22 protein-coding genes and 1 pseudogene are annotated in these 25718 nt (G+C 67.1%); 14 read left to right on the top strand and 9 right to left on the bottom strand.

All coding sequences use genetic code 11. The features are described from left to right. The first annotated feature begins 73 nt into the window (after positions 1–73). Together nrdD and HZR81_RS00170 are read left to right on the top strand one after the other, a co-directional pair. Positions 74–229: an anaerobic ribonucleoside-triphosphate reductase gene (gene nrdD / locus HZR81_RS00175; protein WP_003287967.1), complete on the top strand. Its 156-nt coding sequence runs from the start codon at positions 74–76 to the stop codon at positions 227–229. After that, entirely contained in the window at positions 226–921 is a 696-nt protein-coding gene (locus HZR81_RS00170) for an anaerobic ribonucleoside-triphosphate reductase activating protein (protein ID WP_500127019.1), read from the top strand. Before nrdD ends, HZR81_RS00170 begins: the two co-directional genes overlap by 4 nt. A gap of 124 nt (positions 922–1045) precedes the next feature. On the opposite strand, the gene HZR81_RS00165 is transcribed toward HZR81_RS00170, so the two are convergent. Genes HZR81_RS00165 through HZR81_RS00150 form a run of 4 tightly spaced genes read right to left on the bottom strand, consistent with a single transcriptional unit; the run spans position 1046 to position 4160 of the window. Next, positions 1046–2419, bottom strand: a complete 1374-nt coding sequence (locus HZR81_RS00165) for a 4Fe-4S binding protein (RefSeq protein ID WP_500127018.1) — start codon at positions 2417–2419, stop codon at positions 1046–1048. Continuing rightward, positions 2416–3273: an FTR1 family iron permease gene (locus HZR81_RS00160; protein ID WP_500127017.1), complete on the bottom strand. Its 858-nt coding sequence runs from the start codon at positions 3271–3273 to the stop codon at positions 2416–2418. The genes HZR81_RS00165 and HZR81_RS00160 overlap by 4 nt, the downstream gene beginning before the upstream one ends. A 15-nt stretch (positions 3274–3288) precedes the next feature. Further along, positions 3289–3627, bottom strand: a complete 339-nt coding sequence (locus HZR81_RS00155) for a cupredoxin domain-containing protein (RefSeq protein WP_500127016.1) — start codon at positions 3625–3627, stop codon at positions 3289–3291. Next, entirely contained in the window at positions 3627–4160 is a 534-nt protein-coding gene (locus HZR81_RS00150) for an iron transporter (protein ID WP_011914526.1), read from the bottom strand. The genes HZR81_RS00155 and HZR81_RS00150 overlap by 1 nt, the downstream gene beginning before the upstream one ends. A gap of 337 nt (positions 4161–4497) precedes the next feature. On the opposite strand from HZR81_RS00150, the gene mdtD reads away from it, so the two are divergent. From mdtD to HZR81_RS00130, 4 genes are all read left to right on the top strand, one after another. Then, a complete protein-coding gene (gene mdtD / locus HZR81_RS00145; RefSeq protein ID WP_200597725.1) occupies positions 4498–5925 on the top strand; it encodes a multidrug transporter subunit MdtD in 1428 nt (475 codons plus the stop codon). 216 nt (positions 5926–6141) lie between these two features. Next, entirely contained in the window at positions 6142–6402 is a 261-nt protein-coding gene (locus tag HZR81_RS00140) for a hypothetical protein (RefSeq protein ID WP_172883704.1), read from the top strand. 97 nt (positions 6403–6499) lie between these two features. Further along, positions 6500–8326, top strand: a complete 1827-nt coding sequence (gene edd / locus HZR81_RS00135) for a phosphogluconate dehydratase (protein ID WP_500127015.1) — start codon at positions 6500–6502, stop codon at positions 8324–8326. Further along, a complete protein-coding gene (locus tag HZR81_RS00130; protein WP_500127014.1) occupies positions 8323–9282 on the top strand; it encodes a glucokinase in 960 nt (319 codons plus the stop codon). Before edd ends, HZR81_RS00130 begins: the two co-directional genes overlap by 4 nt. A 67-nt stretch (positions 9283–9349) precedes the next feature. On the opposite strand, the gene HZR81_RS00125 is transcribed toward HZR81_RS00130, so the two are convergent. After that, entirely contained in the window at positions 9350–10219 is an 870-nt protein-coding gene (locus HZR81_RS00125; protein ID WP_013983959.1) for a MurR/RpiR family transcriptional regulator, read from the bottom strand. 171 nt (positions 10220–10390) lie between these two features. Here HZR81_RS00125 and zwf point away from each other — a divergent pair, with 171 nt between their 5' ends. The 6 genes from zwf (at position 10391) to sugE (ending at position 16481) form a co-directional block, all read left to right on the top strand. Then, entirely contained in the window at positions 10391–11860 is a 1470-nt protein-coding gene (gene zwf, locus HZR81_RS00120; protein ID WP_500127013.1) for a glucose-6-phosphate dehydrogenase, read from the top strand. Further along, positions 11847–12560, top strand: a complete 714-nt coding sequence (gene pgl, locus HZR81_RS00115) for a 6-phosphogluconolactonase (protein WP_500127012.1) — start codon at positions 11847–11849, stop codon at positions 12558–12560. The genes zwf and pgl overlap by 14 nt, the downstream gene beginning before the upstream one ends. A gap of 18 nt (positions 12561–12578) precedes the next feature. Next, on the top strand, positions 12579–13316 hold the full coding sequence (locus tag HZR81_RS00110) for a bifunctional 4-hydroxy-2-oxoglutarate aldolase/2-dehydro-3-deoxy-phosphogluconate aldolase (RefSeq protein ID WP_500127011.1): 738 nt from the start codon (positions 12579–12581) through the stop codon (positions 13314–13316). A 69-nt stretch (positions 13317–13385) separates the two neighbouring features. Next, positions 13386–15014, top strand: a complete 1629-nt coding sequence (locus HZR81_RS00105) for an NADP-dependent glyceraldehyde-3-phosphate dehydrogenase (protein ID WP_500127010.1) — start codon at positions 13386–13388, stop codon at positions 15012–15014. Between the two features lie 12 nt (positions 15015–15026). After that, positions 15027–15890: an aldo/keto reductase gene (locus HZR81_RS00100; RefSeq protein ID WP_500127009.1), complete on the top strand. Its 864-nt coding sequence runs from the start codon at positions 15027–15029 to the stop codon at positions 15888–15890. A 270-nt stretch (positions 15891–16160) separates the two neighbouring features. After that, the gene (gene sugE, locus HZR81_RS00095; protein WP_045633470.1) at positions 16161–16481 is read left to right on the top strand and encodes a quaternary ammonium compound efflux SMR transporter SugE; all 321 of its coding nucleotides are present in this window, start codon (positions 16161–16163) and stop codon (positions 16479–16481) included. A gap of 247 nt (positions 16482–16728) precedes the next feature. Here sugE and malE read toward each other — a convergent pair whose 3' ends face one another. The 3 genes from malE to HZR81_RS00080 all read right to left on the bottom strand — a co-directional run bounded on the left by malE (position 16729) and on the right by HZR81_RS00080 (position 20356). Then, positions 16729–17967 (bottom strand): maltose/maltodextrin ABC transporter substrate-binding protein MalE, encoded by a 1239-nt coding sequence (gene malE, locus HZR81_RS00090; RefSeq protein WP_500127008.1) that lies wholly within the window; start codon positions 17965–17967, stop codon positions 16729–16731. Positions 17968–18016: 49 nt separating this feature from the next. Next, positions 18017–18940 carry a MalM family protein gene (locus HZR81_RS00085; protein WP_500127007.1) on the bottom strand — a complete coding sequence of 308 codons (924 nt, stop codon included), beginning with the start codon at positions 18938–18940 and terminating at the stop codon, positions 18017–18019. A gap of 123 nt (positions 18941–19063) precedes the next feature. Next, positions 19064–20356 (bottom strand): maltoporin LamB, encoded by a 1293-nt coding sequence (locus HZR81_RS00080; protein WP_454911287.1) that lies wholly within the window; start codon positions 20354–20356, stop codon positions 19064–19066. A 386-nt stretch (positions 20357–20742) separates the two neighbouring features. Here HZR81_RS00080 and mta point away from each other — a divergent pair, with 386 nt between their 5' ends. Together mta and HZR81_RS00070 are read left to right on the top strand one after the other, a co-directional pair. Then, a complete protein-coding gene (gene mta, locus HZR81_RS00075; RefSeq protein ID WP_500127006.1) occupies positions 20743–22398 on the top strand; it encodes a glucan 1,4-alpha-maltotetraohydrolase in 1656 nt (551 codons plus the stop codon). A 1668-nt stretch (positions 22399–24066) separates the two neighbouring features. Continuing rightward, positions 24067–24582: pseudogene (locus tag HZR81_RS00070) on the top strand (methyl-accepting chemotaxis protein); the annotation flags it as partial. A gap of 43 nt (positions 24583–24625) precedes the next feature. Here the strand turns inward: HZR81_RS00070 and HZR81_RS00065 are convergent. Next, on the bottom strand, positions 24626–25717 hold the full coding sequence (locus HZR81_RS00065; RefSeq protein ID WP_045633476.1) for a protein kinase family protein: 1092 nt from the start codon (positions 25715–25717) through the stop codon (positions 24626–24628). Position 25718: the final 1 nt, after the last annotated feature.

Here is a 25718-nt window from a genome sequence, read left to right as displayed (position 1 = left end):
GCGACCCCATGCCCCGCAGCTCCGCACCGTGCGGCGCTGCATACTCACACCCCAGCAAGTAAGGAGAAGCAACATGAGCCAAGCCAGCCAACTGCCCCAGGACCAGCGCCAGCGTTGCGAAGTCTGGACCCGCGTGATGGGCTATCACCGCCCGGTCGCCGCTTTCAATCCGGGCAAGCAGTCCGAGCATCGCGAGCGCCTGCACTTCACTGAAGCGGCGGCGCGGTGACCGCAGCACTTCGCGTCGGGGGGCTGGTCCCCCTGACCACGCTGGACTTTCCCGACCATCTGGCCTGCGTGCTGTTCTGCCAGGGCTGCGGCTGGCGCTGTCGCTACTGCCACAACCCGCAGCTGATTCCTGCCTGTGGCAATGAGGAGAAGCCCTGGTCGGAGATTCTGGCGTTCCTCGAGCAACGCGTCGGCCTGCTCGAGGCGGTGGTGTTCAGCGGTGGCGAGCCGACCCTACAGACCGCGCTGCCCGACGCCATCGCCCAGGTGCGGGCGCTGGGCTACAAGGTCGGCCTGCACAGCGCCGGCATCAAGCCGAAGCTGTTCGCCAACATCCTGCCGCTGGTGGATTGGGTCGGTTTCGACATCAAGGCGCTACCCGAGCACAGCACCGCGATCACCGGCGTGGATGGCAGCGGCAAGGCCAACTGGAAGAGTCTCGAACACCTGCTTGAAAGTGGCGTCGAGCACGAATGCCGGACCACCGTGCACTGGCAGCTGTTCGATGCCGACAGCCTGTGGGACATGGCCCAGCGCCTGCGCCGACTGGGTGTCGAACGCTTCGCCGTGCAATGCGTGCGCACCGCGCGCATGCTCGACGACAACCTTGCCGAGAGCCGCGCACCTTACGACCAGCAGCGGCTGTGGGAACGCCTGGACCAGCTGTTCCCGTCATTCGTATTGCGCGGTTAGTCGCAGGCGTTCCCTGCACCCCCTGGTCGTGCATGCGGTGCGGGGAAGGGGAGCGCAGGCGCCCCTACCGTGATGGTCCTCCACGCTCTGTAGGGTGGGCTTCAGCCCACCTACAACAGGCGACTCACCAGCCCCAGAACTGCAACCACCAGCCGTAGCCGACCAGCGCACAGCCGGCGTTGACGCAGGCGAATGCCAGTAGCCGGCGCAGGCCATTGCCGCCGTGACGGCTGATCACGTTCCAGGCCAGATACAGGCTCCAAGCCACGGCGCCAATGAGCAGCGCGGCACGTGCCGGTTGCGCCCAGGCCAGCAGGAAGCCCTCGTAGCGCAGCAGCTTCACCGTGGTGGCGGAAAGGCCGAGAAACAGCCCGGCGCCACCCAGCGGTACCAGCGCCAACGCCAGGTGCTGGAACACATTGTCGCTGCGGCGCATGACGCGTACAGCCGCACGCAGCAGCAGCCACAGCGCACCGCCAACGAGCAGCGAGGCACCGAAGATGTAGGTGAGGATCACGGCGCCGTCGAGCCAGGTGAAGGCATCGTTGGCCTGCGGGTAATGGGTCAGCAGCCACCAGGGCGCGTTGGCTTCCAGCGGCCAGAAGATGTCGCGATCCACCAGCCATTCCGCCGCCGCCTGCTTGAGGGCAATGAACCAGGGGCTGACGGTCCACTGGAAGGCGCCCATGGCCAGGCCGATCATGCCGAACAGCAGCAGGGTGCTGTCCCAGTGCTCGCCTTGCCGCTGGCCGCCGACGATAAGGATTTCGGCGTTCGGCGAGCGGGCGCTCAGCTGCACTGCGCCGCGCTGTCCGCTGCAGCGGCCGCAGGCATGGCAGTCAGCGTTGCCCTGCATGCGGCGAATGTCGATCAACGGCGCACAGTTGGGTGTTGGCAGGTGCGGTTCGCGGTTTTCCAGCCAGCGCTGCTCATCGACCTTGTAGTGCACCGGCGCCAGCCGGGCGAGCAGGGCGAACACGCCGCTGACCGGGCACAGATGGCGGCACCAGACGCGCTTGCCGCGGCCGTAGAGAAAGCCCACCAGCATCGCCGCGACGGTGGAGCCGCCGAGAATCAGCAGCGCCGCCTGGGCGTAGTCGTAGACGCTGATCAGCTGGCCATAGACGGTGGTGAGGATGAAGGCAATGGTCGGCCAGCCGCTCCAGCGCACCCAGCGCGGCGTGCGCTTGTTCAGCCCACGCCAGCTGATCCACTCGCTGAGCGAGCCCTCGGGGCAGAGCACGCCGCACCACAGGCGGCCGAAGAAGATCATCGACAGCAGCACGAAGGGCCACCACAGCCCCCAGAAGATGAACTGCGCCAGCACCGTCAGGTTGTCGAGCATGCCGGCCTGGGCCGGCGGCAGGTCGAGAAAGGCGGGAATCACCAGCAGCGTCAGGTAGAAGCCCACCACCAGCCACTGCAGCGTGCGGATGGCCTTCGCATGCTGGCGCAGCAGGTCACCGAGTCGCGCCAGCCATGGCGCCTGGCTGATCATGCCGGCCTCGCAGCGAGCTGCACCTGCGCCCGCGGTTTGAGCCAGGCCCATGCGGCGAGCCAGTACAAGGCGAGTGTCACCACCGCGGCCAGTGACGGCATGGCGCGGTACCCGGTGAGGCCGGCCAGGGTGCCACCGAGGGCGCTGCCGTCATCCAGCAGGGCGGAGGTGTCCCAGAGCGGATCGCCGAACACGGTGTAGAGCACTTCCGGCACGTCCATGCCCATCAGCTGGCCGCTGAAACGGTCCAGTGCGGCCATCAGCAGGGCGCCACCGAGCAGCAGCAACATCACCTCGCTGACCTGGAAGAAACGCCGCCAGCTGAAGTAGCGGCTGCCGGCCTGCAATGCGGCATAACTGAGCAGGGCGAGGACGAAGCCCAGGACCCCGCCGATGACGAAGCCGGTGAGGTCCTGGCCCTGCTGCTGGTTGCCGATGCCGTAGAGGAACACCACCGTCTCGCTGCCCTCGCGCCCGACGGCGAGCATGGCCAGCACCAGCAGGCCGAAGCCGCTGCCCTGGCTGAGCTTGTCCGCCGCGCTGTTCTGCAGGCTGGTCTTCAGGGTCCGGCCGTGCTGGTGCATCCAGCCGACCATGTGCAGGATCAGCAGGCTGGCTACGAGCAGCATCGCGCACTGGAACCATTCGCCGCCGCTGCCGGCCAGCCAGTCGCCGGCCTGCAGCACGCCCCAGCCCAGCGCGACGGCCAGGCCGAGCCCGGCAGCAACGCCGGCCCAGAGCATGCGCAGGGCGTTGCCGGCGCCCGGTTGCTGGCGTAGCCAGGCATGCAGGATGCCGATGACCAGCAGGGCCTCGACGCTTTCGCGCCAGACGATGAACATGGATTGGCCCATGGATGTGCTCCTTAACTACTTGGCGACGATCTCGCCCTCGGGAAGATCCATATGGAATTCGTCGAAGAACGGATAGCGGCCCGGCTTCAACGGGTGGATCACGACGAAGGAGGTCACGCCCGGTGACAGCACCTTCTCGACGCGCAGCGGCGTGCTCTCGAACTCGGTCGGCCCGCTGCCGGCGTTGTGCACGATGATCTTGAAGCGCTGACGGGCCGGCACCTCCAGGGTCGCCGGCTCGAAGTGGCCGTCACGGATGGTCAGCTCGTAGGTCGGCAGCGCCGCCTGCACCGGGCCCGCGAGCCCGGCCAGCAGGGGCAGCACGCCGAGCAGCGAACGCCCGGCGCGGCCCATCAGTAGCCCCCTTTCTTGCCGATGCCGGCGTAGGTGAACTCGTAGTTCAGCTCGCAGCCTTCGAACCAGGGCGCGACGCCGGTTTCCTTGTCGGTGTGGCGACCGAACATGGCATGGCCGGAGCCCGGCGGCAGGATCTTGTAGGTCAGTTGGTACTTGCCGGGGCCGAGCAGCTTGACGTTGTCGCCGTAGTGCGGGCCGTCGTTGGCCACCATCGGATGGAAATCGCCTTCGACCACTTCGTCGGAGCCCTTCTTGCGCAGCGTGTAGTGGATGCTCAGGTAGGGCACGAAGCTGCCTTCCTGCCAGCCGTTGCGGTTGTCCTCGGTGGCGCTGATGTCGGCCTCGAGATGCACATCGGACTCGGCGGCGGCGCGCATCATGCCCGGCGGGTCCATTTCGACCGGCTGCAGGTACACCGCGCCGACCTCCATGCCACCGCACTGCTGCGGTTCGCCGATGGGGTATTCCTTCGCCTGAGCGAGCGGGGTGAGCAGCAGGGACGTGATGGCGAGTGTGGCGGGGATGCGCATTGGGGAAGCCTCCGGAAAAGCAGAAAAGGACGGAGTGAAGATTGCATCTGCGCTTCCGAATGATAATGATTCGCGTCAATTTCCCAAGAAATATTTTGTTACCGGTGGTCGTATGCAAGCCCGTATGCGGTTGCAGACCGCTCTCCGTGGGCGTCGGCGGACTGCTGCGACCGGTCGTCACAGCGCCGTCGTGGCACTGACTCCGATCGTGCCGAAGCCTCGCTGCAGCACGTCGCCGTTCCGGTGGACCGAACGGCTGCGCTGACGAAGCCGCGGCGGCGCGAACCGTCGCCGGGGAATCCTCTAAGATGGTGCACCTTTCGTTTCCGGGGATTTCATGCAACCGCCCGTAGCTCTCGATGCCCGCACCGCGCGAATCCTGCCGTGGCTGGTGGCCATCGCGTTTTTCATGCAGACGCTGGACGGCACCATTCTCAATACCGCGCTGCCGGCGATGGCCCGCGACCTGGCCGAGAACCCTTTGCGCATGCAGGGTGTGGTGATCGCCTACATGCTCACGGTGGCGTTGCTGATTCCGGCATCGGGCTGGATCGCCGATCGTTTCGGCAGTCGGCGGATCTTCGTCGCAGCCATCGTGCTGTTTTCCCTGGGCTCGCTGCTTTGCGCGCTGTCCACCAGCTTCAACCAGCTCGTCGCATCCCGCGTGCTGCAGGCGTTGGGCGGCGCGCTGATGCTGCCGGTCGGGCGGCTGGTGGTGCTGCGGGCGTTTCCGCGCAGCGAATTCGTGCGGATCATGGCCTTCATCGCATTGCCGGGGCTGGTCGGGCCACTGCTCGGGCCGACCCTGGGCGGCTGGCTGGTGGAGTATGCGTCCTGGCACTGGATCTTCCTGATCAACCTGCCGGTGGGTGTGATCGGCTGTATTGCCGCGTTGCGCTTCATGCCGGACCTCAAGGGGCCGGAGCGGGTGCGTTTCGATACCCTGGGTTTCGTGCTGTTCGGTGTCGCGATGGTGCTGATCACCATTGCCCTGGAAGGGCTCGGCGAGATGCACATGCCGCATGCGCGGGTGACGCTGCTGCTGTTCGGCGGTGCCGCCTGCATGGCTGCCTACTGGCTGCGTGCTGGGCGCATCGAGGCGCCACTGTTCAGCCCCAAGCTGTTCCATACCCGCAGCTTCGCGGTCGGCATCTTCGGCAACCTGTTCGCGCGCCTGGGCGGCGGCGCTCTGCCATTCCTGGTACCGCTGCTGCTACAGGTGGCGTTGGGCTATTCGCCGGCGCAGGCGGGCATGAGCATGATCCCGCTGGCGCTCGGCGCGATGGCGGTGAAATCCCTGGCCAAGCCGATCATCGACCGCCTCGGCTATCGCCGCCTGCTGATCGGCAACACATTGCTGCTCGGCTGCCTGATCGCCAGCCTGGCAACCATCGGCACGCAGACGCCGACCTGGCTGCTGCTGGTGCATCTCGGGCTGATCGGCATGGTCAACTCCATGCAGTTCACCGCGATGAACACCGTCACCCTGATCGGCCTCAGCCATGCCGATGCCAGCAGCGGCAACAGCTTGCTGTCGGTGGTGGTGCAGCTGTCGATGAGCCTTGGCGTCGCCACCGCCGGCGCGCTGCTCGGCGGCTTCACCGTGGAGGGTGCGGCGGGCAGCGAGGTGCTGCACGCCTTCCAGCTGACCTTCCTCTGCGTGGGTGCCATGGCCATGCTCGCGGCCGCGCTGTTCCTGCAGCTGGAGCCCCGCGACCCCGGCCACGACGATGACTCGCGGCGTGCGGTTGACGTGGGCGAATAGGTCCGCCCGTTTGCGCTGATAAGTAAGGTTTCAGGTCATGTCGTTCGGCTTTCTCATCGCGCTTCCAGCGCGGGCTTGATCGCGATGGCCATTGCGCCACCGCGAACCCGCTGCATTTGTTTACCTGTTCAAGTAAACATTATCGACCTGTCGTATAAGGCTACATATCGTTGCAGCTCTGGACTGGCATTCTGCCGTTATGGAAGGAGCGAAGGAATGAACGGGATGAGCCTGGCCTGGCTGCTGATCGGAGGATCGCTGTGCAGCGTAATGGTGCTGCTGGTTCTGCTATGGCTGCTGTGGCTGGAACGCAAGAGCCAGCGCTGCGAGCTGACGGTGTTGCGTGAACTGCTCGACGGCCTAGGGCAGGTGATCGTGCGGCTGGAGAAGGACAAGGCCGAGCTGGCATCGGGGTTGCGCGCGGAAAAGGCCCACGTCGCCCAGCTGTGTCGGCAGATCGAGCTGCTGCGGCGCTGAAATTTGTTGTTTGTACAAACATATTGCTTCGAATAGCTGGTGTGTGCGGCTATGATGCGCTCCTGTTTGTTATAAAAACTACAATCTTGGAGGTTCCATGCATCCCCGGGTCGTCGAAGTCACCGAGCGCCTGATTGAGCGCAGCCGTCCGACGCGCGAGGCCTATCTCGCCATGATTCGTGCCGCCGCGAGCGCCGGGCCGGCCCGCAACGGGGCGCAGTGCGCAAACTTCGCCCATGGTGTAGCCGGTTGTGGCGCCCAGGACAAGCAGCGCCTGCGGCTGCCTGATGCGGCCAACGTCGCCATCGTCACCGCCTATAACGACATGCTCTCGGCGCACCAACCCTACGAGGACTACCCGGAGCGCCTGCGCCAGGCGCTGCGCGAGGTCGGCTCGGTGGGTCAGGTGGCCGGCGGCGTGCCGGCGATGTGTGATGGCGTAACCCAGGGCGAGCCGGGCATGGAGCTGGCCATTGCCAGCCGCGAGGTGATCGCCATGAGCACGGCGGTGGCGCTGTCGCACAACCTGTTCGACGCCGCGCTGCTGCTCGGCATCTGCGACAAGATTGTCCCTGGGCTGCTGATCGGCGCGCTGCGCTTCGGTCATCTGCCCGCCGTCTTCGTGCCGGCCGGGCCGATGCCCTCCGGCCTGGCCAACAAGGACAAGGCCGCGGTGCGCCAGCGTTACGCCGAAGGCAAGGCTGGCCGCGACGAGCTGCTCGCTGCCGAGATGCAGGCCTATCACAGCCCTGGCACCTGTACCTTCTATGGCACCGCCAACACCAATCAGATGCTGATGGAAGTGATGGGGCTGCACCTGCCGGGCTCGTCCTTCGTCAATCCGGGTACGCCGCTGCGCGATGCGCTGACCATCGAGGCGGCGCGTCAGGTCACGCGGCTCACGCCTCAGGGGGGCTGCTATACGCCCCTCGGCGAGCAGGTCGACGAGCGCGTGCTGGTCAACGCCATCGTCGCGCTGCATGCCACCGGCGGCTCGACCAACCACACCCTGCACATGCCGGCCATCGCCCAGGCGGCGGGCATTCAGCTGACCTGGCAAGACATGGCCGACCTCTCCGAGGTGGTGCCGACGCTGGCGCGCGTCTATCCCAATGGCTCGGCGGACATCAATCACTTCCATGCCGCTGGCGGTGTCGCGCTGCTGGTGCGCGAGCTGCTCGACGCCGGCCTGCTGCACGAGGATGTGCATACCGTGATGGGGCGTGGCCTCCATCGCTATACCCAGGAACCCTTCCTCGAGGATGGCCGGCTGACCTGGCGTGAAGGGGCTGCGCAAAGCCTTGACGACAGCATCCTGCGCCCCGTGGCACGGCCGTTCTCCGCCGAGGGCGGATTGCGGCTGATGAGCGGCAACCTCGGGCGCGGGGTGATGAAGGTCTCCGCCGTGGCGCCGGAGCATCGCGTGGTCGAGGCGCCGGCGCGGATCTTCTCCGATCAGCTGGAGCTGGTGGAGGCGTTCAAGGCCGGCGAGCTGGAGCGTGATTTCGTTGCCGTGGTGCGATTCCAGGGGCCGCGCGCCAATGGCATGCCCGAACTGCACAAGCTGACGCCCTATCTCGGCGTGCTGCAGGACCGCGGCTTCAAGGTCGCGCTGGTTACCGACGGGCGCATGTCCGGCGCGTCGGGCAAGGTGCCGGCGGCGATCCATGTATGCCCGGAGGCGATCGATGGCGGGCCGCTGGCGCGGCTGCGCGATGGCGATCTGTTGCGCGTCGACGGCCAGGGCGGCGTGCTTGAGGTGCTGGTGGATGCCGCCGGGCTGGCCGATCGCTTGCCGGTAGTGGCGCCGGCGGGGGGCGTGCAGGGTTGCGGCCGCGAGCTGTTCGGCTTCATGCGGGCGGCGTTCAGTTCGGCGGAACAGGGCGCCAGTGTGTTCACCGCCGGGCTGGAGGTGCTGCGATGAGGCTGGCGCTGGTCGGTGACATCGGTGGCACCAACGCGCGCTTCGCGCTGTGGCGCGACTCGCGGCTGGAGTCGGTGAGGGTACTGGCGACGGCGGATTTCGCCACGCCCGAGCTGGCGGTCGAGTACTACCTGGCATCGCTCGGTCTTGCGCCGGGCAGCGTCGGTGCGGCGTGCCTGGCCTGTGCCGGGCCGGTCAAGGGCGAGCAGTTCACCTTCACCAACAATCACTGGAGGCTGACGCGAAGCGACTTCTGCGGCGCTCTGCAGCTGGATGAGCTGCTGCTGATCAACGATTTCGCCGCGATGGCGCTAGGCATGACGCGAGTAGGTGAAGCGGGGCGGCGCGCGATCTGTGCGGGCGAGGCAGAGCCGGATGCGCCGGCGCTGGTCATCGGGCCGGGCACCGGGCTTGGCGTTGCCGCGCTGATGCCCTTGGGTGGGGGCAGCTGGCGTGCGTTGCCGGGGGAGGGCGGGCACGTCGATTTGCCCGTGGCGGATGCGCACGAAGTGGCGCTGTGGCAGATGCTGTTTGCGCAGCTTGGTCATGTGCGTGCCGAGGATGTGCTCAGTGGCGGTGGCCTGTTGCTGCTCTACCGTGCGGTCTGCGCCCTGGCCGGTTTGACGCCGCGACTGGCGTCACCGGCCGAGGTCACCGCGGCCGCGCTCGCGGGTGATCATGTGGCGGTGGCGACCCTGGAGCAGTTCTGCGTGTGGCTCGGGCGGGTTGCCGGCAACAACGTACTGACCCTGGGCGCACGCGGTGGGGTGTATATCGTCGGTGGTGTGGTGCCGCGTTTCGCCGATTTCTTCGCGGCCAGTGGTTTCGCCCGCGGCTTTACCAGCAAGGGCTGCATGAGCGGCTATCTCGCCGATGTGCCGGTGTGGCTGGTTACCGCGGACTATCCGGGGCTGGAGGGTGCCGGTGTGGCGTTGGAGCAGGCGCTGGTGCGCTGATCTGGTGGTTCGGGTGTGTGATGGCGGGATGTTGTTATAGCAACATCCCGCGTTCGTGCTGGTTTCGTCAGCTCGGCTCTTCATCCGCCGGGTAGCGGCTGGCGTTCAGGCTTTCCTTCACCTTGCGCAGGTGCGGCTGGAAATCCACGCCGCGGCGCAGGGTCATGCCGGTGGCGAGCACGTCGAGCACCGTCAGCTGGATGATGCGCGAGGTCATCGGCATGTAGATGTCGGTGTCCTCGGGCAGCGGGATGTTCAGGCTCAGCGTGCTGGCCTGCGCCAGCGGCGAGCCGGCGGCGGTCAGGCCGAGTACCGAGGCGCCGTTCTGGCGGGCAATGCGCGCCACTTCCACCAGTTCGCGGGTGCGTCCGGTGTAGGAAATGATCACGAACAGCTCGCCGGTGTGCGCCACCGAGGCCAGCATGCGCTGCATCAGCACGTCCGAATGCGCGGTCACCGCCAGGTTGAAGCGGAAGAACTTGTGCTGCGCATCCAACGCCACCGAGGCCGAGGCGCCAAGGCCGAAGAAGTGGATCTGGCGGGCCTGGATCATCAGGTCCACGGCGCGGCTGACCAGCTGCGGGTCGAGGCTCTGGCAGGCGCTGTCCAGCGAGGCGATGGCCGAGCCGAAGATCTTGCGTGTGTATTCCGCCGGGCCGTCGTCGGGCTCTACCGCCTGGCTGACATAGGCGGCGCCGCTGGCCAGGCTCTGCGCCAGCTGCATCTTCAGTTCCGGATAGCCGCTGACGCCGAACGAGCGGCAGAAGCGATTCACCGTCGGCTCGCTGACCTGTGCGGTCTGCGCCAACGCGGCGATGCTGAAACGGGTGGCCTGCTGCGGGTTGCGCAGGATGACTTCGGCCACCTTGCGCTCGGCCTTGTTGAGGTCTTCGATGCGACGCTGGATCTGCTCGAGCAGGTTGTGTACGCGGTCCATGACGATCCTGATGCGGCTTGCCAAAGGGGTGGCCTATGCTACTGAGGGCGGTGCGGAGCGGCCACAGGTATCTAGATTTACGGTAAATGTTGTTTTTATTACTACATTAAACTTGAATAGCAGGGCGTCGCCGTGTATTCATAGTGCAGTTTTAGTAGAAGAACAAACATCATGACGCCACTATCTGTCGAACCCTGCACCCTGGCGCTGTTCGGCGCCCTCGGTGATCTGGCCCTGCGCAAGCTGTTTCCCGCGCTCTATCAGCTCGATCGCGCCGGCCTGCTGCCAACCGAAACGCGACTGCTTGCACTGGCTCGCGAGAGCGGCGAGGCGGCGAGTCACCTGGCGATGATCGAAGAACATCTGCGCCGCCACGTCAGCGAACGCGACCTCGACGAAGCCGTTCTACAGCGCTTCCTGGCCCGCCTGGACTACCTGAGTATGGATTTCCGACGCGCCGGGGATTTCGCTGCGCTGGCGGACAAGGCCGGGCAGGCCGAACGCATCGTCGCCTTCTTTGCCACGCCGGCTTCCGTCTACGGCGCGATCTGCGCGGGGCTGGCGGAGGCGGGGCTGGCCGAGCGCACCCGCGTCGTGCTGGAAAAGCCCATCGGCCATGACCTGGAGTCGTCCCGTGAGGTGAACGACGCGGTGGCGCGCTTCTTCCCGGAAGACCGCACCTACCGCATCGATCATTACCTGGGCAAGGACACGGTGCAGAACCTCATCGCCCTGCGTTTCGCCAACAGCCTGTTCGAGACGCAGTGGAACCAGAACCACATCTCCCACGTGGAGATCACCGTCGCCGAAACCGTCGGCATCGAGGGCCGCTGGGGCTACTTCGACCAGGCCGGCCAGCTGCGCGACATGATCCAGAACCACCTGCTGCAGCTGCTCTGCCTGATCGCCATGGACCCGCCCAGCGACCTCTCGGCCGACAGCATCCGCGACGAGAAGGTCAAGGTGCTCAAGGCGCTGGCGCCCATCGCCCCGGAGCAGCTCGGTCAGCAGCTGGTGCGCGGGCAGTACGTGGCCGGCAGCATCCTTGGCCGTCACGTACCGGGCTATCTGGAGGAAGAAAACTCCAACACCCAGAGCGACACCGAGACCTTCGTTGCCCTGCGGGCCGAGATCTGCAACTGGCGCTGGGCCGGCGTGCCGTTCTACCTGCGTACCGGCAAGCGCATGCCACAGAAGCTGTCGCAGATCGTCATCCACTTCAAGGCGCCGCCGCATTACATCTTCGCCCCGGAACAGCGCCAGCTGATCGGCAACAAGCTGATCATCCGCCTGCAGCCGCAGGAGGGCATCTCGCTCTTGGTGATGACCAAGGACCAGGGCCTGGACAAGGGCATGCAGCTGCGCAGTGGCCCGCTGCAGCTGAACTTCTCGGAAACCTACAAGAGCCCGCGCATCCCCGACGCCTACGAGCGTCTGCTGCTGGAAGTGATGAAGGGCAACCAGAACCTCTTCGTGCGCAAGGACGAAATCGAATACGCCTGGAAGTGGTGCGACCAGCTGATCGACGGCTGGCAACGCGTCGGCGCGCCTCCCAAACCCTACGCAGCAGGCAGCTGGGGACCGGCTGCCTCGATTGCTCTGATCAGCCGTGACGGCAGGAGTTGGTATGACGATCTCTAACCTCGATCTCCCGGTGCAGACCCTCGGTTTCAGCCTTGGCAACGCCGACCAGTTGGCCGGCGAACTGGCGCTGACGGTGAGCAACGCCCTGCGCGGTGCGATCGCCGAGCGCGGTGCGGCGACGCTGGTGGTGTCCGGCGGTCGCAGCCCGATCGCCTTCTTCGAGCGCCTGGCGCAGCAGGAGCTGGACTGGGCCAAGGTCACCATCAGCCTCGCCGATGAGCGCTGGGTGCCGGTCAGCCATCCCGACAGCAACGAAGGCCTGTTGCGCCGCCATCTGTTGCAGGGCCCGGCCGCTGCGGCGCGCCTGGTTGGCCTGTACCAGAGCGCGGCAAGCCTGGAACAGGCTGCCGAGCGTGCTGATGCCGTGCTGGCCGAACTGCCGCCGATCGACGTGCTGGTGCTGGGCATGGGCGAGGACGGCCACACCGCCTCGCTGTTCCCCGACAGCCCGAACCTGGAAGCGGCGCTCGACCCGGGTGGTGCGCGGCGCTGCCTGCCGATGCAGGCGCCGAGCGTGCCGCGCCAGCGCCTGAGCATGTCCCTGGCGCTGCTGGCCAGCGCCCGGCTGACCCTGCTCGCCCTGCACGGCCCGGGCAAGCTGGCCACGCTCAACCAGGCCCTGGCCGGCGAATCCTACGAAGCGATGCCGATCCGCGCCTTCCTCGCCCGTCCCCTCGAAATCTACTGGTGCCCCTGAGGCCGCAAGGAATCTTCCATGACATCTACCCAAACCCGCGCCGTCAGCATGACCGACAAGATCGCCCTGATCGACCAGTGGTGCAGTGCCGCGCGCATCCTCCCGGTGATCACCATCGGGCGAGAGGCGGACATCCTGCCGCTGGCCGACGCCCTGGCCGCCGGTGGCCTCAAGGTGCTGGAAATCACCCTGCGCTCGGCGCTGGGGCTGAGCGCCATCCGCCTGCTGCGCGAGCAGCGCCCCGAGCTGATCGTCGGTGCCGGCACCGTGCTCGATGCCGCCATGCTGGCCGAGGCCGAGGCCGCTGGTGCGCAATTCATCGTCTCTCCGGGCAGCACCGCCGAGCTGCTGGATGCCGCTCTACAAAGTCCATTGCCACTGCTGCCGGGCGTGGCCAGCGCTTCGGAAATCATGCTCGGCTACACCCTGGGTTACCGCCGCTTCAAGCTGTTCCCGGCCGAGGTCTGTGGCGGCGTCGCCGCGCTCAAGGCCTTGGGAGGGCCGTTCGGCAATATCCGTTTCTGTCCGACCGGTGGCGTCAACGCGCGCAACGCCAGGGACTACCTGGCGCAGTCCAACGTGATGTGTGTCGGCGGCACCTGGATGGTCGATGCCAAGGCCGTGCGTGCCGGCGACTGGGCCGCCATCGAAAGCGCCACGCGCCAGGCCCTGCAGGCGCTGGACGCAGCGCCGCCTGCCGAACTGCCGCGCGACTTCGATCTGCGTGCCGAGCGCGCCGAACAGCGCGAGCTGTAATCCGTCCGACCCCGTCGCGGTGGGCGTGGGGCCTGCCGCGATCATCCCGATTCGCTACCTGGAGGTTCCATGACTACCGCGCGCCCGCTTGCCGAGCTGTTTCCCCGTCTCGATGAGATTCCCGCTGCCTACCAACCGGATGCACCGGTCGAGCAGCGCGACTATCTGCTCGATGGCGAGCTGCGGCAGTGGCACGGCCCGCTGGCCGAAGTGCGCAGCCCGGTGTTCCTGCGCGAGGCGGACGGCAGCGAGCGCCAGGTCGTACTAGGCAGCACGCCGCTGCTGGATGCCGACGCTGCGCTCGAGGCGCTGGATGCGGCGGTCGCGGCGTACGACAACGGCCGCGGCGCCTGGCCGACCATGCGCGTGGCCGAGCGTATCGCCCATGTCGAGGCCTTCCTGGCGCGTATGCGCGAGCAGCGCGAGGCGGTGGTCAAATTGCTGATGTGGGAGATCGGCAAGAACCTCAAGGATTCGGAGAAGGAATTCGACCGCACCTGCGACTACATCGTCGACACCATCCATGCGCTGAAGGAACTGGACCGCAGCTCCAGCCGCTTCGAGCTGGAGCAGGGCACCCTCGGGCAGATCCGCCGCGTGCCCATGGGCGTGGCGCTGTGCATGGGGCCGTACAACTACCCGCTGAACGAAACCTTCACCACGCTGATCCCGGCGCTGATCATGGGCAACACCGTAGTGTTCAAACCAGCCAAGTTCGGCGTACTGCTGATCCGCCCGCTGCTCGAGGCCTTCCGCGACAGCTTCCCGGCCGGGGTCATCAACGTCATCTATGGTCGCGGTCGCGAGACGGTCAGCGCGCTGATGGCCAGCGGCAAGATCGACGTGTTCGCCTTTATCGGCACGCACAAGGGCGCCGCCGATCTGAAGAAACTGCACCCGCGTCCGCACCGCCTGCGCGCCGCGCTGGGGCTGGATGCGAAGAACCCGGGCATCGTCCTGCCGCAGGTCGATCTCGACAATGCCGTGGAGGAGGCGGTGACCGGCGCGCTGTCGTTCAACGGTCAGCGCTGCACCGCGCTGAAGATCCTTTTCGTCCATGAGGACCTGCTCGATGGCTTCCTGGAGCGTTTCGCCGCACGGGTCAATGCGCTCAAGCCAGGCATGCCCTGGGAGCCGGGCGTGGCGCTGACGCCGCTGCCCGAGGCCGGCAAGGTCGATTACCTCAACCGGCTGCTCGACGATGCGGTGGCCAAGGGCGCGCGGGTAATCAACGCCGGTGGCGGCGAAGCGCACCAGAGCTTCTTCCAGCCGGCCGTGCTGAGCCCGGTCGATTCCTCCATGCGCATCTATCACGAAGAGCAGTTCGGCCCGCTGGTGCCGGTGGTGCCCTACCGCGACCTGCAGGAGGTGATCGACTACGTCACCGCGTCCGACTACGGCCAGCAGCTGTCGATCTTCGGCAACGACCCGCAGCAGGTGGGCCGGCTGGTGGATGCCTTCGTCAACCAGGTCGGCCGCATCAACATCAACGCCCAGTGCCAGCGCGGGCCGGACAGCTACCCGTTCAACGGCCGCAAGAATTCCGCCGAGGGCACGCTGTCGGTACATGACGCCCTGCGCGTGTTCTCCATCCGTACCCTGGTGGCGACGCGCTTCAACGAGGCCAACAAGGAGCTGGTCGACCGGATCATCCGTGACCGCCAGTCGAGCTTCCTGACCACCGACTACATCTTCTGACGGAGCGCCACGATGGCCGCACCCGTGCTCGCCCAGCCGCTGCTGCTGGGCATGATGCGCCTGCTGGAATATCCCGAGCTGGGCGAGCCCCAGGCGCTGCTGGGCTTTATCGAACGCTGTGTGGAGCGCGGGCTGAACGGCTTCGACCATGCTGACATCTATGCCGGCGGGCGCTGCGAGGCGCACTTCGGTGCTGCCTTGCGCCGGGCCCCGGGGGTGCGCCAGCGCCTGCAGATCATCGGCAAGGCCGACATCGTGCCGGCGGGGCAGGACTGCTCGCGCTGGCGGGTCAAGCACTACGACTCCAGTGCTCGCTACCTGCGCCAGGCGGTTGAAGGCAGCCTGGCGCGACTGGGCGTGGAGCGACTCGATGGTTTCCTGCTGCATCGCCCGGACCCGCTGCTGCAGGTCGACGAGGTGGCCGAGACGCTGAACGGACTGGTCGCCAGCGGCAAGGTCGGCTGGGTGGGGCTGTCCAACGCCGGCATCCAGCATTGCCAGGCCCTGGCCCAGTGCGTGCCGCTGCGCTGCAACCAGATCGAGCTGTCGCTGCAGGCCCAGCACTGGGTATGGGATGGCAGCCTGCATGCGTTGCAGGCGGCCGGCCTGCAGGTGCTGGCCTGGTCGCCCATGGGCGGAGGACGCTTCGGTGAGCGCCTGTGCAGCGCACTCGATGAAGTCGCCTCAGATCTGGGCGCCACGCCCAATCAGGTGGCGCTGGCCTGGCTGCGCCAGCTGCCCGGCCGGCCGTTGCCGATCCTCGGCAGCCTGCGCTGGGAGCGGATCGAGGAGGCGCTGTTGGGCGCCGAACTGGAGCTGGAGCGTCCCGCCTGGTTCTACCTGAGCGAAGCGGCCCGCGGGCATGAGGTGGCCTGAGGCAGGGGCATCTGTCCGCTATTCAAGGTGGAAAATGCTTCGCAGTTTTCCACCCTACGGGGGCTCGTAGGGTGGATGACGCTTCATCCAACCACCGCTGGCATCTGCGATGGTTCGGCATATCCCCCGCTTAGGAACGCTATTCATCAACGGGCGCTGTGAGTGGTCCAAAACGGTGCGCGGCTGTGCTAGGGTCGCATCCGCCGCGGGACGACCCGTCGGCGTGTCGAATCATGCGGGGACGGCCCTGCCGTTGCTGGAGTCATCGTCATGCATTCGGCCTGGATCATGCTGATCATCGCCGGCCTGCTCGAAGTGGGCTGGGCCATTGGCCTCAAGGCTTCCGAAGGTTTCACCCGCCCGCTGCCGAGCGTGCTCACCCTGGTGGCCATGGCCGCCAGCTTCTTCCTCCTCGCCCGTGCCATGCAGGTTCTGCCGGTGGGTACCGCCTATGCGATATGGGTCGGTATCGGTGCGCTGGGCACCGTGGCGCTGGGCATCGTCATCTTTGGCGAAAGCGCCTCGCCGGCGCGGTTGCTCAGCGTCGTGCTGCTGCTGGCCGGGCTGGTGGGGTTGAAGCTGACCGCCTGAGGCGGTGCGCATTGGCCCGCTGTGCCCAGGAGCCGGTTCGGCCACCGGGCCCCGCATCCGGTGGACTGAAGCGCCACCCGACGCTTACAGCAGCGATCGTGGGGTGGGTGACGCTCCACCCATCCACCGCAGTGTCCAGGCGTGCAAGTCGCCTCGTTCGCGCGTTGGCGACTTGCGACTTTCTGCATCGGATGGGCTGAAGCCCAGCCGATGCGCTTGGCACCTCTCGTCAGCACGGTGACTGCGGTTATCGCTGCTCGGCCAGATTGGGGCTCAGCGGATAATGCCGGCGACGCCAGGATTGCATCTGCGAGCCTTTGGCCAAGCGCTCGGCGATGTAGTCGAGGGTATCCGCGATGGGCTTGCGGCCGCTCAGCATGGGCTCCATGCGGGGCGTGATCAGCGCCCAGAGGCGCTTCATTTCCGGAATGTCCGGCATGATTTCGCCCGCCTGTGCCGAAGCATAGGTGTGGGCGATCAGCGGATCGTGCCGCAGGCGTTCCATCAAGGCCAGGTTGGCCACTGCGCCGAGGGGTTTCTCTGCATTGATCCGCGCCAGGCCGTCGGCGTTGGTCAGGTAGTCCTCGATGAAGCGATGGGCTGCGGCCTTGTTCGGGCTGTTGCTGTTGATCGCGGCGGCGAGCACGCCAGCGAAAGGCTTGCCTTGGCGCGCCGGGTCGGCGGTGGGAATGTCGCCGACCGCGAAGCGGATACCGGCCTGGCGTACCTCGTTCCAGGCCCAGGGCCCATTGATGATCATGGCCGTGCGCCCGTCCTTGAAGCCTTCCATCATGCTCTGATAGGTCGCGGCGGGATCGAGTAGCCCGTCGTCGAGCAGGCGCTTGATCGACTCCATGCCTTCGATGGCGCCCGGCGTATTGAGGCCGATGTCAGTGAGGTCATAGATGCCGTTGTTCTTCCTCAGGCTATAGCCGCCACTGCCGGCAATAATCGGCCAGGAGAAATAGAGGTTGCGGTAGTCCCATTCGATCGCGCGCTTGCCCTCGGCACGCAGGCGGCGATCCAGCGTCGCCACTTCCGCCAGGCTGCGTGGCGGCACGGGTACCAGGTCCAGGTTATAGATCAGGCTGACCGCCTCGGTGGCCAGCGGATAACCGTAGTAGCGCGCGCCGATGGTCACCGCCTCCCAGGCGAACGCTGGCGCACGCGCCAGGGCTTGCGCGCTGGGCTCCACCGGTTCGAGCAGCCCGTTGTTGATCCAGGAACCGAAGCGATCGTGGGCGAAGATGACGATGTCCGGGCCCCGGCTGGTCGTGGCGAGGCGGTCGAACTGGACCGCCAGGTCGTCAGGGGTGTCGACGATTACCGGCATGCCGGTGGCCCTGGTGAAATCCTTGCCGATTTCGTCCAGGGCCTTGTAGCCCTTGTCCTGGTTGATCCAGATCGTCAGGGCATCACGCTCGAGTGCCAGTACCGGCGTGCTGAGCAGAAGCAGAAGGCTCAAGGCAGATCTTGTTATTTTCATGGCTGCATCCTGCGTATGAAATCGGGGCGTTCACGGCGCCCCGTACGGGTCATTTGATCTGGATACGCTCCAGCAAATGGCGTTTGGCCGTGGTATCGCCCACCCGCGCCGCCTCGTCGGCCAGACGCAGCGCGCGTTCGAGATCCTTCTGCGCCAGCGCGGCATCGATCGCCTGGCGGTAGTAGGCCGAGGTTTCCGGCAGCACTGCCGGGGCCGGCGCGACGGGCAGTTCGTTGCCCATCTCCTGGCCGATGCTGTAGCCCGGCACGTAGCCCTTGGCGGTCGAGCCGGCTGCACTGTCGGGGATCATCACCAGCTTGATCACACCCACCGGGGAGTGCTGCGCCACCGGATCGGGAATGCTCGGCGGCTCGTTGCCCAGCGCCTTGGCGTAGGCCTTGGCCGGGTGCTGCAGAACGGTCTGGCCGGCCATCTGCGCCTCGCTGGTGTAGAGGATCAGATAGCGCTCGTTGCCCGGGTGCTCCGGCTGCGAGCGGTCGATGCGCAGGCGCGCGTCCAGGCTGTCACCCTTGAGCCCGGTCGGCGGAACGTAGACGAAATCGTCGGCATCCAGCAGGCGGGTCGGACGCATGCGGCTGTCGAGCAGCATGGCGTTGGGCGCCAGCACGCTGCTGCCGGCCTGGCTGTAGAGGCGGATCTCGAATGATGGACCGCCAGCTGGCAGCGTGAAGGCGCGCAAGAAGCTCTTGCCGGTTTCGAAGTTGTAGGCCGGCGCCTGTGTGTTGATCAGCACGTCGCCGGTGAAACCGGCCTCGAGTGGCTGGAAGGGCAGCTGGTCGATACTGCTGCAGCAGGTCGGTGCGGCGGCCAGCGCATCACGCGCCTGTTCGACCGAGCCTTGCAGCGGCGCCGGGCTGGCGGCGAGGGCGTCGACCCGACGCAGCGGCTCGCTGCTGCAGCCGGCAACCGTCAGGGCGGCTAGCCCGGCGGCAAGAAATAACATCCGATGCATGGTGGTTCTCCGAACAAAAAAATGCCCCGACCTGCCAGCGTCGGGGCAAAGGCACCGTCTGGACGGTGGGAGCGGAAGGGGAGCCGTCGCGGTCGGTCCGCGACGGCACTTAAACGTTGCGGCTTACCACCAGGCTTCGGCCTGCACGCCGAAGGTCAGGCCGTCGTCGTCGCCGGCATCAATGGACTCGCTGGCCGCCTGGTAACGGCCGCCGTCCCATTTGGCGTAGGTGGCGAACACGCGGATCTGCGGGCGCGCCCAGAAGCTGTTGCCGGCCGACCACTGCTGGGCGAGGGTGAGCTTCTTCAGGTCGCGGCTGCGTTCGCCGTCGGCCTGCGGATCGACGCGGTCGTAACCGAACTCCAGCGCGGTGCTCATCACGTCGCTCCACTTGTACACCGGGCGCACGCCGAAGCTGGCCCAGGTCTGCCCGGAGTCGTTGTCGAAGTCGCGGTCCTCGTAGATCTGCACGTACATCATCTCGATGTTGTCGCTCAGGCCGACCACGCCCTGGTTGACCAGGCGGAACATCTTGCCGTCGCTGTTACCGGTGCTGTTGCGCCCGCTGCTGCCGATGATGCCGTCGGTGCCGTATTGCAGGGCGAGCTTGTTGTAGCCGCCGAACCAGTTGCTCTGGGTGTGCTCGAGGGTGACCAGATGGCCCTTTTGGTCCTCGTAGCCGGGGTCGCGTTCCTGCTCGTCGGTGAGGTTGGCCTTGCCGTAGTCGTAGCCGATCTCCAGCTTGCCGCCCGGGTTGACGTCGATCCCGCCGAGGCGGAAGTCGAGGGTGTCGTTGGCCAGGTTGGTGCCGGTGCCCGAGCCCTGGTAGACCCAGTCGCCGTCGGTGTTGCGAATCCACGCCACGCTGGCCTTGGCGAAGCCCAGGTCGATGTCTTCGATGCCGGCGCCGGGGCCGGAGACATCCCAGTAGTAGTAGTCGTTGATGTGCACGTCGTGGCGCTTGTAGTAGCGCTTGCCGGCCCAGATCGCCGCGCCCGGCAGGCTCGGGATGAGGTTCTTGCCGATCACGTGGAACTGGCGGATGGAGGTGGTGCCGGCCTCGTCGAACGGGTTGTTCTCGTCGCCATCGGTATCGGTGCCGCCGGCTTCCCAGTCGTTACCCTGATCGGAGCGGTAGGCGATCATGCTGTCGACGTAGAAGCTGCGGTTGCCTTCGCTCCACACCTCCTGGCCGAGGCCGATCTCGGCGTAGGTTTCGCATTCGTTGCCCAGGCGATATTTCGCCGGTGCGCCAGCGGCCTGGAAGCAGGCCTGATCGCCGCCGCCGGCCGTGGCGCCGACGCCCGAACGCAGGTAACCGTGGAAATCGACCGCCAGGGCCGGGCCGCCGACCAGCAGGGCGGCGAGCAGGCAGGCGGGTTTGAGAACAAAGCTGGGGTGCGCGGTGTGCTTCATGACGAGGTCCTTGTTTTTCTTGTTAATGCCGAACGTTCACGCCTTCGCTGTCGGCCGGTGACGGTGCAGCGCGGTGGCGAAAGCCTCGGGGATGGCACCGGGGGCGGCATCCTCCGCGGCGCGGATTTCGCTGGCGCAGCGCCAGGGCGTAATCAGGATGAGAGCGGCGTAATCCCCGGGGCGGGGCTGGGACGAGAGGGGCGCAGATGATTGCCAGCCGCCTTCGGCCTGGCCACTACGCCGCCGGCAACTCGGCGGGGGAGGTTGGTGACGGTGGCGTGCAGGAGCAGCCTGCGCGGGCCGGTCGATGCTCCGACCGGCGTTCATCCTCGTCCGGCGGCTCTGCCGTCGGCTACCCGTACAAGCACAAGAACCGGAGTATTGCGATGAGCCACATCCTGCGTGCCGCCGTATTGGCGGCAATCCTGCTGCCGTTGCCGGCAATGGCCGACCAGGCCGGCAAAAGCCCCAACGCCGTGCGCTACCACGGCGGCGACGAAATCATCCTCCAGGGCTTCCACTGGAACGTCGTCCGCGAGGCGCCGAACGACTGGTACAACATCCTCCGCCAGCAGGCCGCGACCATCGCCGCCGACGGCTTCTCGGCAATCTGGATGCCGGTGCCCTGGCGTGACTTCTCCAGCTGGAGCGACGGCAGCAAGTCCGGCGGCGGTGAAGGCTACTTCTGGCACGACTTCAACAAGAACGGCCGCTATGGCAGTGACGCCCAGTTGCGTCAGGCCGCCAGCGCGCTCGGTGGCGCCGGCGTGAAGGTGCTCTACGACGTGGTGCCCAACCACATGAACCGCGGCTACCCGAACAAGGAAATCAACCTGCCGGCCGGCCAGGGCTTCTGGCGCAACGACTGCGCCGACCCGGGCAACTACCCCAATGACTGCGACGACGGCGACCGCTTCATCGGCGGCGATGCGGACCTGAACACCGGCCATCCGCAGATCTACGGCATGTTTCGCGACGAGCTTGCCAACCTGCGCAGCGGCTACGGCGCCGGCGGCTTCCGCTTCGACTTCGTTCGCGGCTATGCGCCCGAACGGGTCGACAGCTGGATGAGCGACAGCGCCGACAGCAGTTTCTGCGTTGGCGAGCTGTGGAAAAGCCCGTCCGAGTACCCGAGCTGGGACTGGCGCAACACGGCGAGCTGGCAGCAGATCATCAAGGACTGGTCCGACCGGGCCAAGTGCCCGGTGTTCGACTTCGCCCTCAAGGAGCGCATGCAGAACGGCTCGGTCGCCGACTGGAAGCATGGCCTTAACGGCAACCCCGACCCGCGCTGGCGCGAGGTGGCGGTGACCTTCGTCGACAACCACGACACCGGCTATTCGCCCGGGCAGAACGGCGGCCAGCACCACTGGGCGCTGCAGGACGGGCTGATCCGCCAGGCCTACGCCTACATCCTCACCAGCCCCGGCACGCCGGTGGTCTACTGGTCGCACATGTACGACTGGGGCTACGGCGACTTCATCCGCCAGCTGATTCAGGTGCGGCGCACCGCCGACGTGCGCGCCGATTCGGCGATCAGCTTCCATAGCGGCTACAGCGGCCTGGTCGCCACCGTCAGCGGCAGCCAGCAGACCCTGGTGGTGGCGCTCAACTCCGATCTGGCCAACCCCGGCCAGGTCGCCAGCGGCAGCTTCAGCGAGGCGGTCAACGCCAGCAACGGCCAGGTGCGCGTCTGGCGCAGCGGTAGCGGCGATGGCGGCGGGAATGACGGCGGCGAGGGCGGCCTGGTCAATGTGAACTTCCGCTGCGACAACGGTGTGACGCAGATGGGCGACAGCGTCTACGCGGTGGGCAACGTCAGCCAGCTCGGCAACTGGAGCCCGGCCTCCGCGGTACGGCTGACCGACACCAGCAGCTATCCGACCTGGAAGGGCAGCATCGCCCTGCCAGCCGGCCAGAATGTGGAATGGAAGTGCCTGATCCGCAACGAGGCGGACGCGACGCTGGTGCGTCAGTGGCAATCGGGCGGCAACAACCAGGTCCAGGCCGCCGCCGGCGCGAGCACCAGCGGCTCGTTCTGACGACATGCCCGCCCGGCCTCGGCTACGCCTACGCCGGGCGGCTCCTCCCGACCCAGGGTGGGCAGGGAGGAGGCCGGCGACGGGCCGGGCCGCCGATGCTGGCACGACAACCATAAAAGCCTTCGCGCTGCGCTGTCGTATCAGGAGCTGTTCATGTTGGCCCAGACCCGCTCGACCCCTTTCCGGCTTGGCTTCCTGGCCCGGCTGTACCTGCTGATCGCCGCACTGGTGGCCTTGCTGATGCTGGTAGCCGGCACCAGCCTGGTTGCCATCGGCCGCCTGCAAGGCAATGCCGAGCAAATCTCGTCGACCGCGTCGCGTCTGCTGGTCAGCGAGAGCTTCTTCGGTACGTTGCAGAGCCTGACGCAGAACCTGTCCGACGCCTTGGCCGAGGACCGACCTGACCAGCTCGACGGCTATGTCGGCCGGCATCGCACGCTGCAGGACCAGGCCCTCGAGCTGTTCGCCCAGCTGGAGCGGGTGACGCCGGCACATGCCGAGACCAAGCAACGCCTGGCGGCGCTGTTGCCGGAGCTCGACCGCCGCAGCCTGGCGCTGATCGATGCGCAGCGCGACCTGCTCGCGCGCGTGGGGCGCAACGCCGTCGCGCTGCGCGATCTGCAGCTGCAGTTCTCGCGGCTCAAGCAGGACCTGCTGCAGGCGCAGTTCGTGACGGGCGACGAGCTGGTCGCCTATTCCATCAAGCAGTTCATCATCCCGCTCGAGCAGGTCGAGGCGCTGCTGTTCGATGCCATCGGCGTGTCTTCGATCAAGGCACTCGATGAAGCGGGTGCGCAGATCGCGCAGCGGCTGCCGGCCCTGCAGAAGAAGCTGGACAACGTTCTCCTCGATCTGGCACCGCACCAGGACAGCCGTACCGACTACGCGCACAGCTTCCAGGCGCCGTTCGCCGCCATCGAGCAGCAACTGACTGTACCCGGCAATGGTGCAGTGGCGCAGTACTACGCCTGGCTGTCCGACCAGCAGGCCAACCGAGAGCGGAAACTGCAGCTCGGTCGGCTGCAGCGCCAGGCACGCGAGGACATCGGCACGCTCATCGCCAGCGCCCAGCAGGCCAGCGACAGGCAACTGGGCCTGGCCGCGCAGACCTATCGTCAGGGTGTGGCCGGCCTCTTGGCGATGGCCGGGCTGTCGATCGCGGTGGCGCTGGCCATGGGCCTGTGGCTGGGGCGCACCATGCGCATGGCCCTGGCCGCCGTCAGCGGCAGCCTGCAGCACCTGGCCGACGGTGATTTGCGCGGCGGCTGCGAGTACCAGCGCGCGGACGAGTTCGGGCGTGTCGGCGATTGGGTCAACCGGGTCGCCGGTAGCCTGCGCGACGCACTGGCCCAGCTCGGGCGCAACGCCGACGAACAGGACCAGATCGCCCGCCGCAATGCCCAGGCCTGCAGCCAGGCGCGTGCCGGGCTGGAGAAGCAGCGCAGCAGCATAGGAGCGCTCGCCGTCAGCCTGGCCGAGCTGGAGAACAGTTTTGGCGAGGTGGCGCAGCATGCCGGCGAGACGGCCACGCGGGTCGGCAGTGTCGAGGCACTGACCCTGCAGGGCAGCCAGCGGATGGCCGCGACCCGCATCGGCACGCAAGCCCTGGCCGAGCAGCTGGAAACCAGCGTGGCCGAGATCGCCAACGTGGAGGCGGTGAGCGAGCAGATCGGGCAGATTCTCGATGTGATCCGTGCGATTGCCGAGCAGACCAACCTGCTGGCGCTCAATGCCGCGATCGAAGCGGCGCGCGCCGGTGATCAGGGGCGTGGCTTCGCGGTGGTCGCCGACGAGGTGCGCGGCCTGGCCCGGCGCACGGCGCAATCGACCGGCGAGATCCAGCAGCGCATCGAACGCCTGGCCCAGGGCATCGGTTCGGCGGTGCGTTCGGTGGAGGCCAGTCGCGCGCAGATGCAGGGCACCCTCGATCAGGTCGGGCAGGCCGATCGGCTGATGCAGGAAATCCGCAGCCAGGTCGAGCACATCGCCACCATGTCGCGGGAAATCGATTCGGCCACCGGCCAGCAACGGCTCGCCGCCGAAGAGGTGTCGCGCGGCATGCATGCGATCGATGCCGCGGCCGAGCTGCACATGGACAGCGTCGTGGCGATCAGCGACAGCAGCGAACGCCAGGCGCGCATGTCCGCCGAGCAGCAGGCGCTCTGCGCGCGCTACCGCACCTGAGCGCGACCGGGCGGCGGCTACGGTCCGGCTGTCCCCGTCTGGCCTAGGCGCGCGGCACCTGCCAGCCGATGGCCTGTGCTTCGGCGCGGCGCAGCTCGTCGAGCAGGGCGGCGCGTTGCGGGGCCCGCTCATGGGCCAGGGCGTCGGCGGCGAGCAGGTCGGCGTGGCGTGCGCCAACCGTTTCCCTGAGCCAGGCCAGGCGCTGCAGTGTTTGCGGCGTGCAGGTCTGGCCGTCGAGATCGTCGGCCAGGTCGAGGCGATGCGAGCGCCAGGCCTCGCGCAGGTAGAGCGCCTCGGCCGAGCCGGCAAGGGCGGTGCGCCAGCTGTCGATCAGCCGGTCCAGCCGTTCGAGCACGGCCGGACTGGCGCCGCGGCCGGCCAGTTCGGCCCGCCAGCGCCGGTAGCGGTCCAGGGCGATCGCCTTCTCCAGGCGGAACGCCGCCAGCGCACGGGCGCTGCCGAGTGCCTCCTGGCCGAGCAGCCAGGCGAAGAACTGCCTCGTTTCGAAACGCTCGACCGGGTGGAAGCCCGGGCAGGCGAGGCCATCGCTGTTGAACTCGCGCAGCGGATCGAAGCGGTACAGGTAGCCGAAGTCGAACAGCCGGATGCGGCCGTCGTCGAGTACGTTGCCGGGGCACAGGTCCCACTCGAACAGGCCGGCCGAGGCGAGCGTGATGACGCAGTCGAACAGGTCTGCCAGGCGCGTTTCATCCCAGTCGCCGACGACCTCGCCGTCGATCCAGGGCGACAGCAGCACGCCGTGACGAAAACTCGCATAGCAGGTGTCGACGATCCCGGCGAGCGGCTCGGCCAGCTCGGGCCGGGCCTTCAGCGCGCGCAGGTCGGCGCGCCGCTGGACCTCGTTGAGAAACGAGGTCTGGCCATCGGCGTTCTGTACCAGGCAGCGCTCGCGGGCGCGCTTGAGCGTCCAGCTACGGCCTGCGGCTTCGATCCGGTAGACGTGGGCGGTGAGCCCGCCGGACAGCGTGCGACTGACATAGGGTTCGCTGCCGTCGGTGGCGACCAGCGTGGCCAGCGGCAGCGGGCAGTCCTGCGGCTGGCCGACTTGCAGTTCCGCTCCGCTGGCGACAAAGGCCAGCTGCGCCTGCTGGCGCGGGTTCAGGGTTGCGTTCATT

The sequence above is a fragment of the Pseudomonas sp. LM13 genome (genome assembly GCF_041381355.1).
GTDB classification, from domain to species: domain Bacteria; phylum Pseudomonadota; class Gammaproteobacteria; order Pseudomonadales; family Pseudomonadaceae; genus Stutzerimonas; species Stutzerimonas frequens.
This window is presented reverse-complemented; position numbering and strand designations above follow the sequence as displayed.

Excerpts from the sequence above, each read along its gene's own strand:
- nrdD (WP_003287967.1), top strand. The coding sequence starts at position 74 with ATGAGCCAAGCCAGCCAACTGCCCCAGGACCAGCGCCAGCGTTGCGAA.
- HZR81_RS00165 (WP_500127018.1), bottom strand. The coding sequence starts at position 2,419 with ATGATCAGCCAGGCGCCATGGCTGGCGCGACTCGGTGACCTGCTGCGC.
- HZR81_RS00160 (WP_500127017.1), bottom strand. The coding sequence starts at position 3,273 with ATGGGCCAATCCATGTTCATCGTCTGGCGCGAAAGCGTCGAGGCCCTG.
- HZR81_RS00155 (WP_500127016.1), bottom strand. The coding sequence starts at position 3,627 with ATGGGCCGCGCCGGGCGTTCGCTGCTCGGCGTGCTGCCCCTGCTGGCC.
- HZR81_RS00150 (WP_011914526.1), bottom strand. The coding sequence starts at position 4,160 with ATGCGCATCCCCGCCACACTCGCCATCACGTCCCTGCTGCTCACCCCG.
- mdtD (WP_200597725.1), top strand. The coding sequence starts at position 4,498 with ATGCAACCGCCCGTAGCTCTCGATGCCCGCACCGCGCGAATCCTGCCG.
- HZR81_RS00140 (WP_172883704.1), top strand. The coding sequence starts at position 6,142 with ATGAACGGGATGAGCCTGGCCTGGCTGCTGATCGGAGGATCGCTGTGC.
- edd (WP_500127015.1), top strand. The coding sequence starts at position 6,500 with ATGCATCCCCGGGTCGTCGAAGTCACCGAGCGCCTGATTGAGCGCAGC.
- HZR81_RS00130 (WP_500127014.1), top strand. The coding sequence starts at position 8,323 with ATGAGGCTGGCGCTGGTCGGTGACATCGGTGGCACCAACGCGCGCTTC.
- HZR81_RS00125 (WP_013983959.1), bottom strand. The coding sequence starts at position 10,219 with ATGGACCGCGTACACAACCTGCTCGAGCAGATCCAGCGTCGCATCGAA.
- zwf (WP_500127013.1), top strand. The coding sequence starts at position 10,391 with ATGACGCCACTATCTGTCGAACCCTGCACCCTGGCGCTGTTCGGCGCC.
- pgl (WP_500127012.1), top strand. The coding sequence starts at position 11,847 with ATGACGATCTCTAACCTCGATCTCCCGGTGCAGACCCTCGGTTTCAGC.
- HZR81_RS00110 (WP_500127011.1), top strand. The coding sequence starts at position 12,579 with ATGACATCTACCCAAACCCGCGCCGTCAGCATGACCGACAAGATCGCC.
- HZR81_RS00105 (WP_500127010.1), top strand. The coding sequence starts at position 13,386 with ATGACTACCGCGCGCCCGCTTGCCGAGCTGTTTCCCCGTCTCGATGAG.
- HZR81_RS00100 (WP_500127009.1), top strand. The coding sequence starts at position 15,027 with ATGGCCGCACCCGTGCTCGCCCAGCCGCTGCTGCTGGGCATGATGCGC.
- sugE (WP_045633470.1), top strand. The coding sequence starts at position 16,161 with ATGCATTCGGCCTGGATCATGCTGATCATCGCCGGCCTGCTCGAAGTG.
- malE (WP_500127008.1), bottom strand. The coding sequence starts at position 17,967 with ATGAAAATAACAAGATCTGCCTTGAGCCTTCTGCTTCTGCTCAGCACG.
- HZR81_RS00085 (WP_500127007.1), bottom strand. The coding sequence starts at position 18,940 with ATGCATCGGATGTTATTTCTTGCCGCCGGGCTAGCCGCCCTGACGGTT.
- HZR81_RS00080 (WP_454911287.1), bottom strand. The coding sequence starts at position 20,356 with ATGAAGCACACCGCGCACCCCAGCTTTGTTCTCAAACCCGCCTGCCTG.
- mta (WP_500127006.1), top strand. The coding sequence starts at position 20,743 with ATGAGCCACATCCTGCGTGCCGCCGTATTGGCGGCAATCCTGCTGCCG.
- HZR81_RS00065 (WP_045633476.1), bottom strand. The coding sequence starts at position 25,717 with ATGAACGCAACCCTGAACCCGCGCCAGCAGGCGCAGCTGGCCTTTGTC.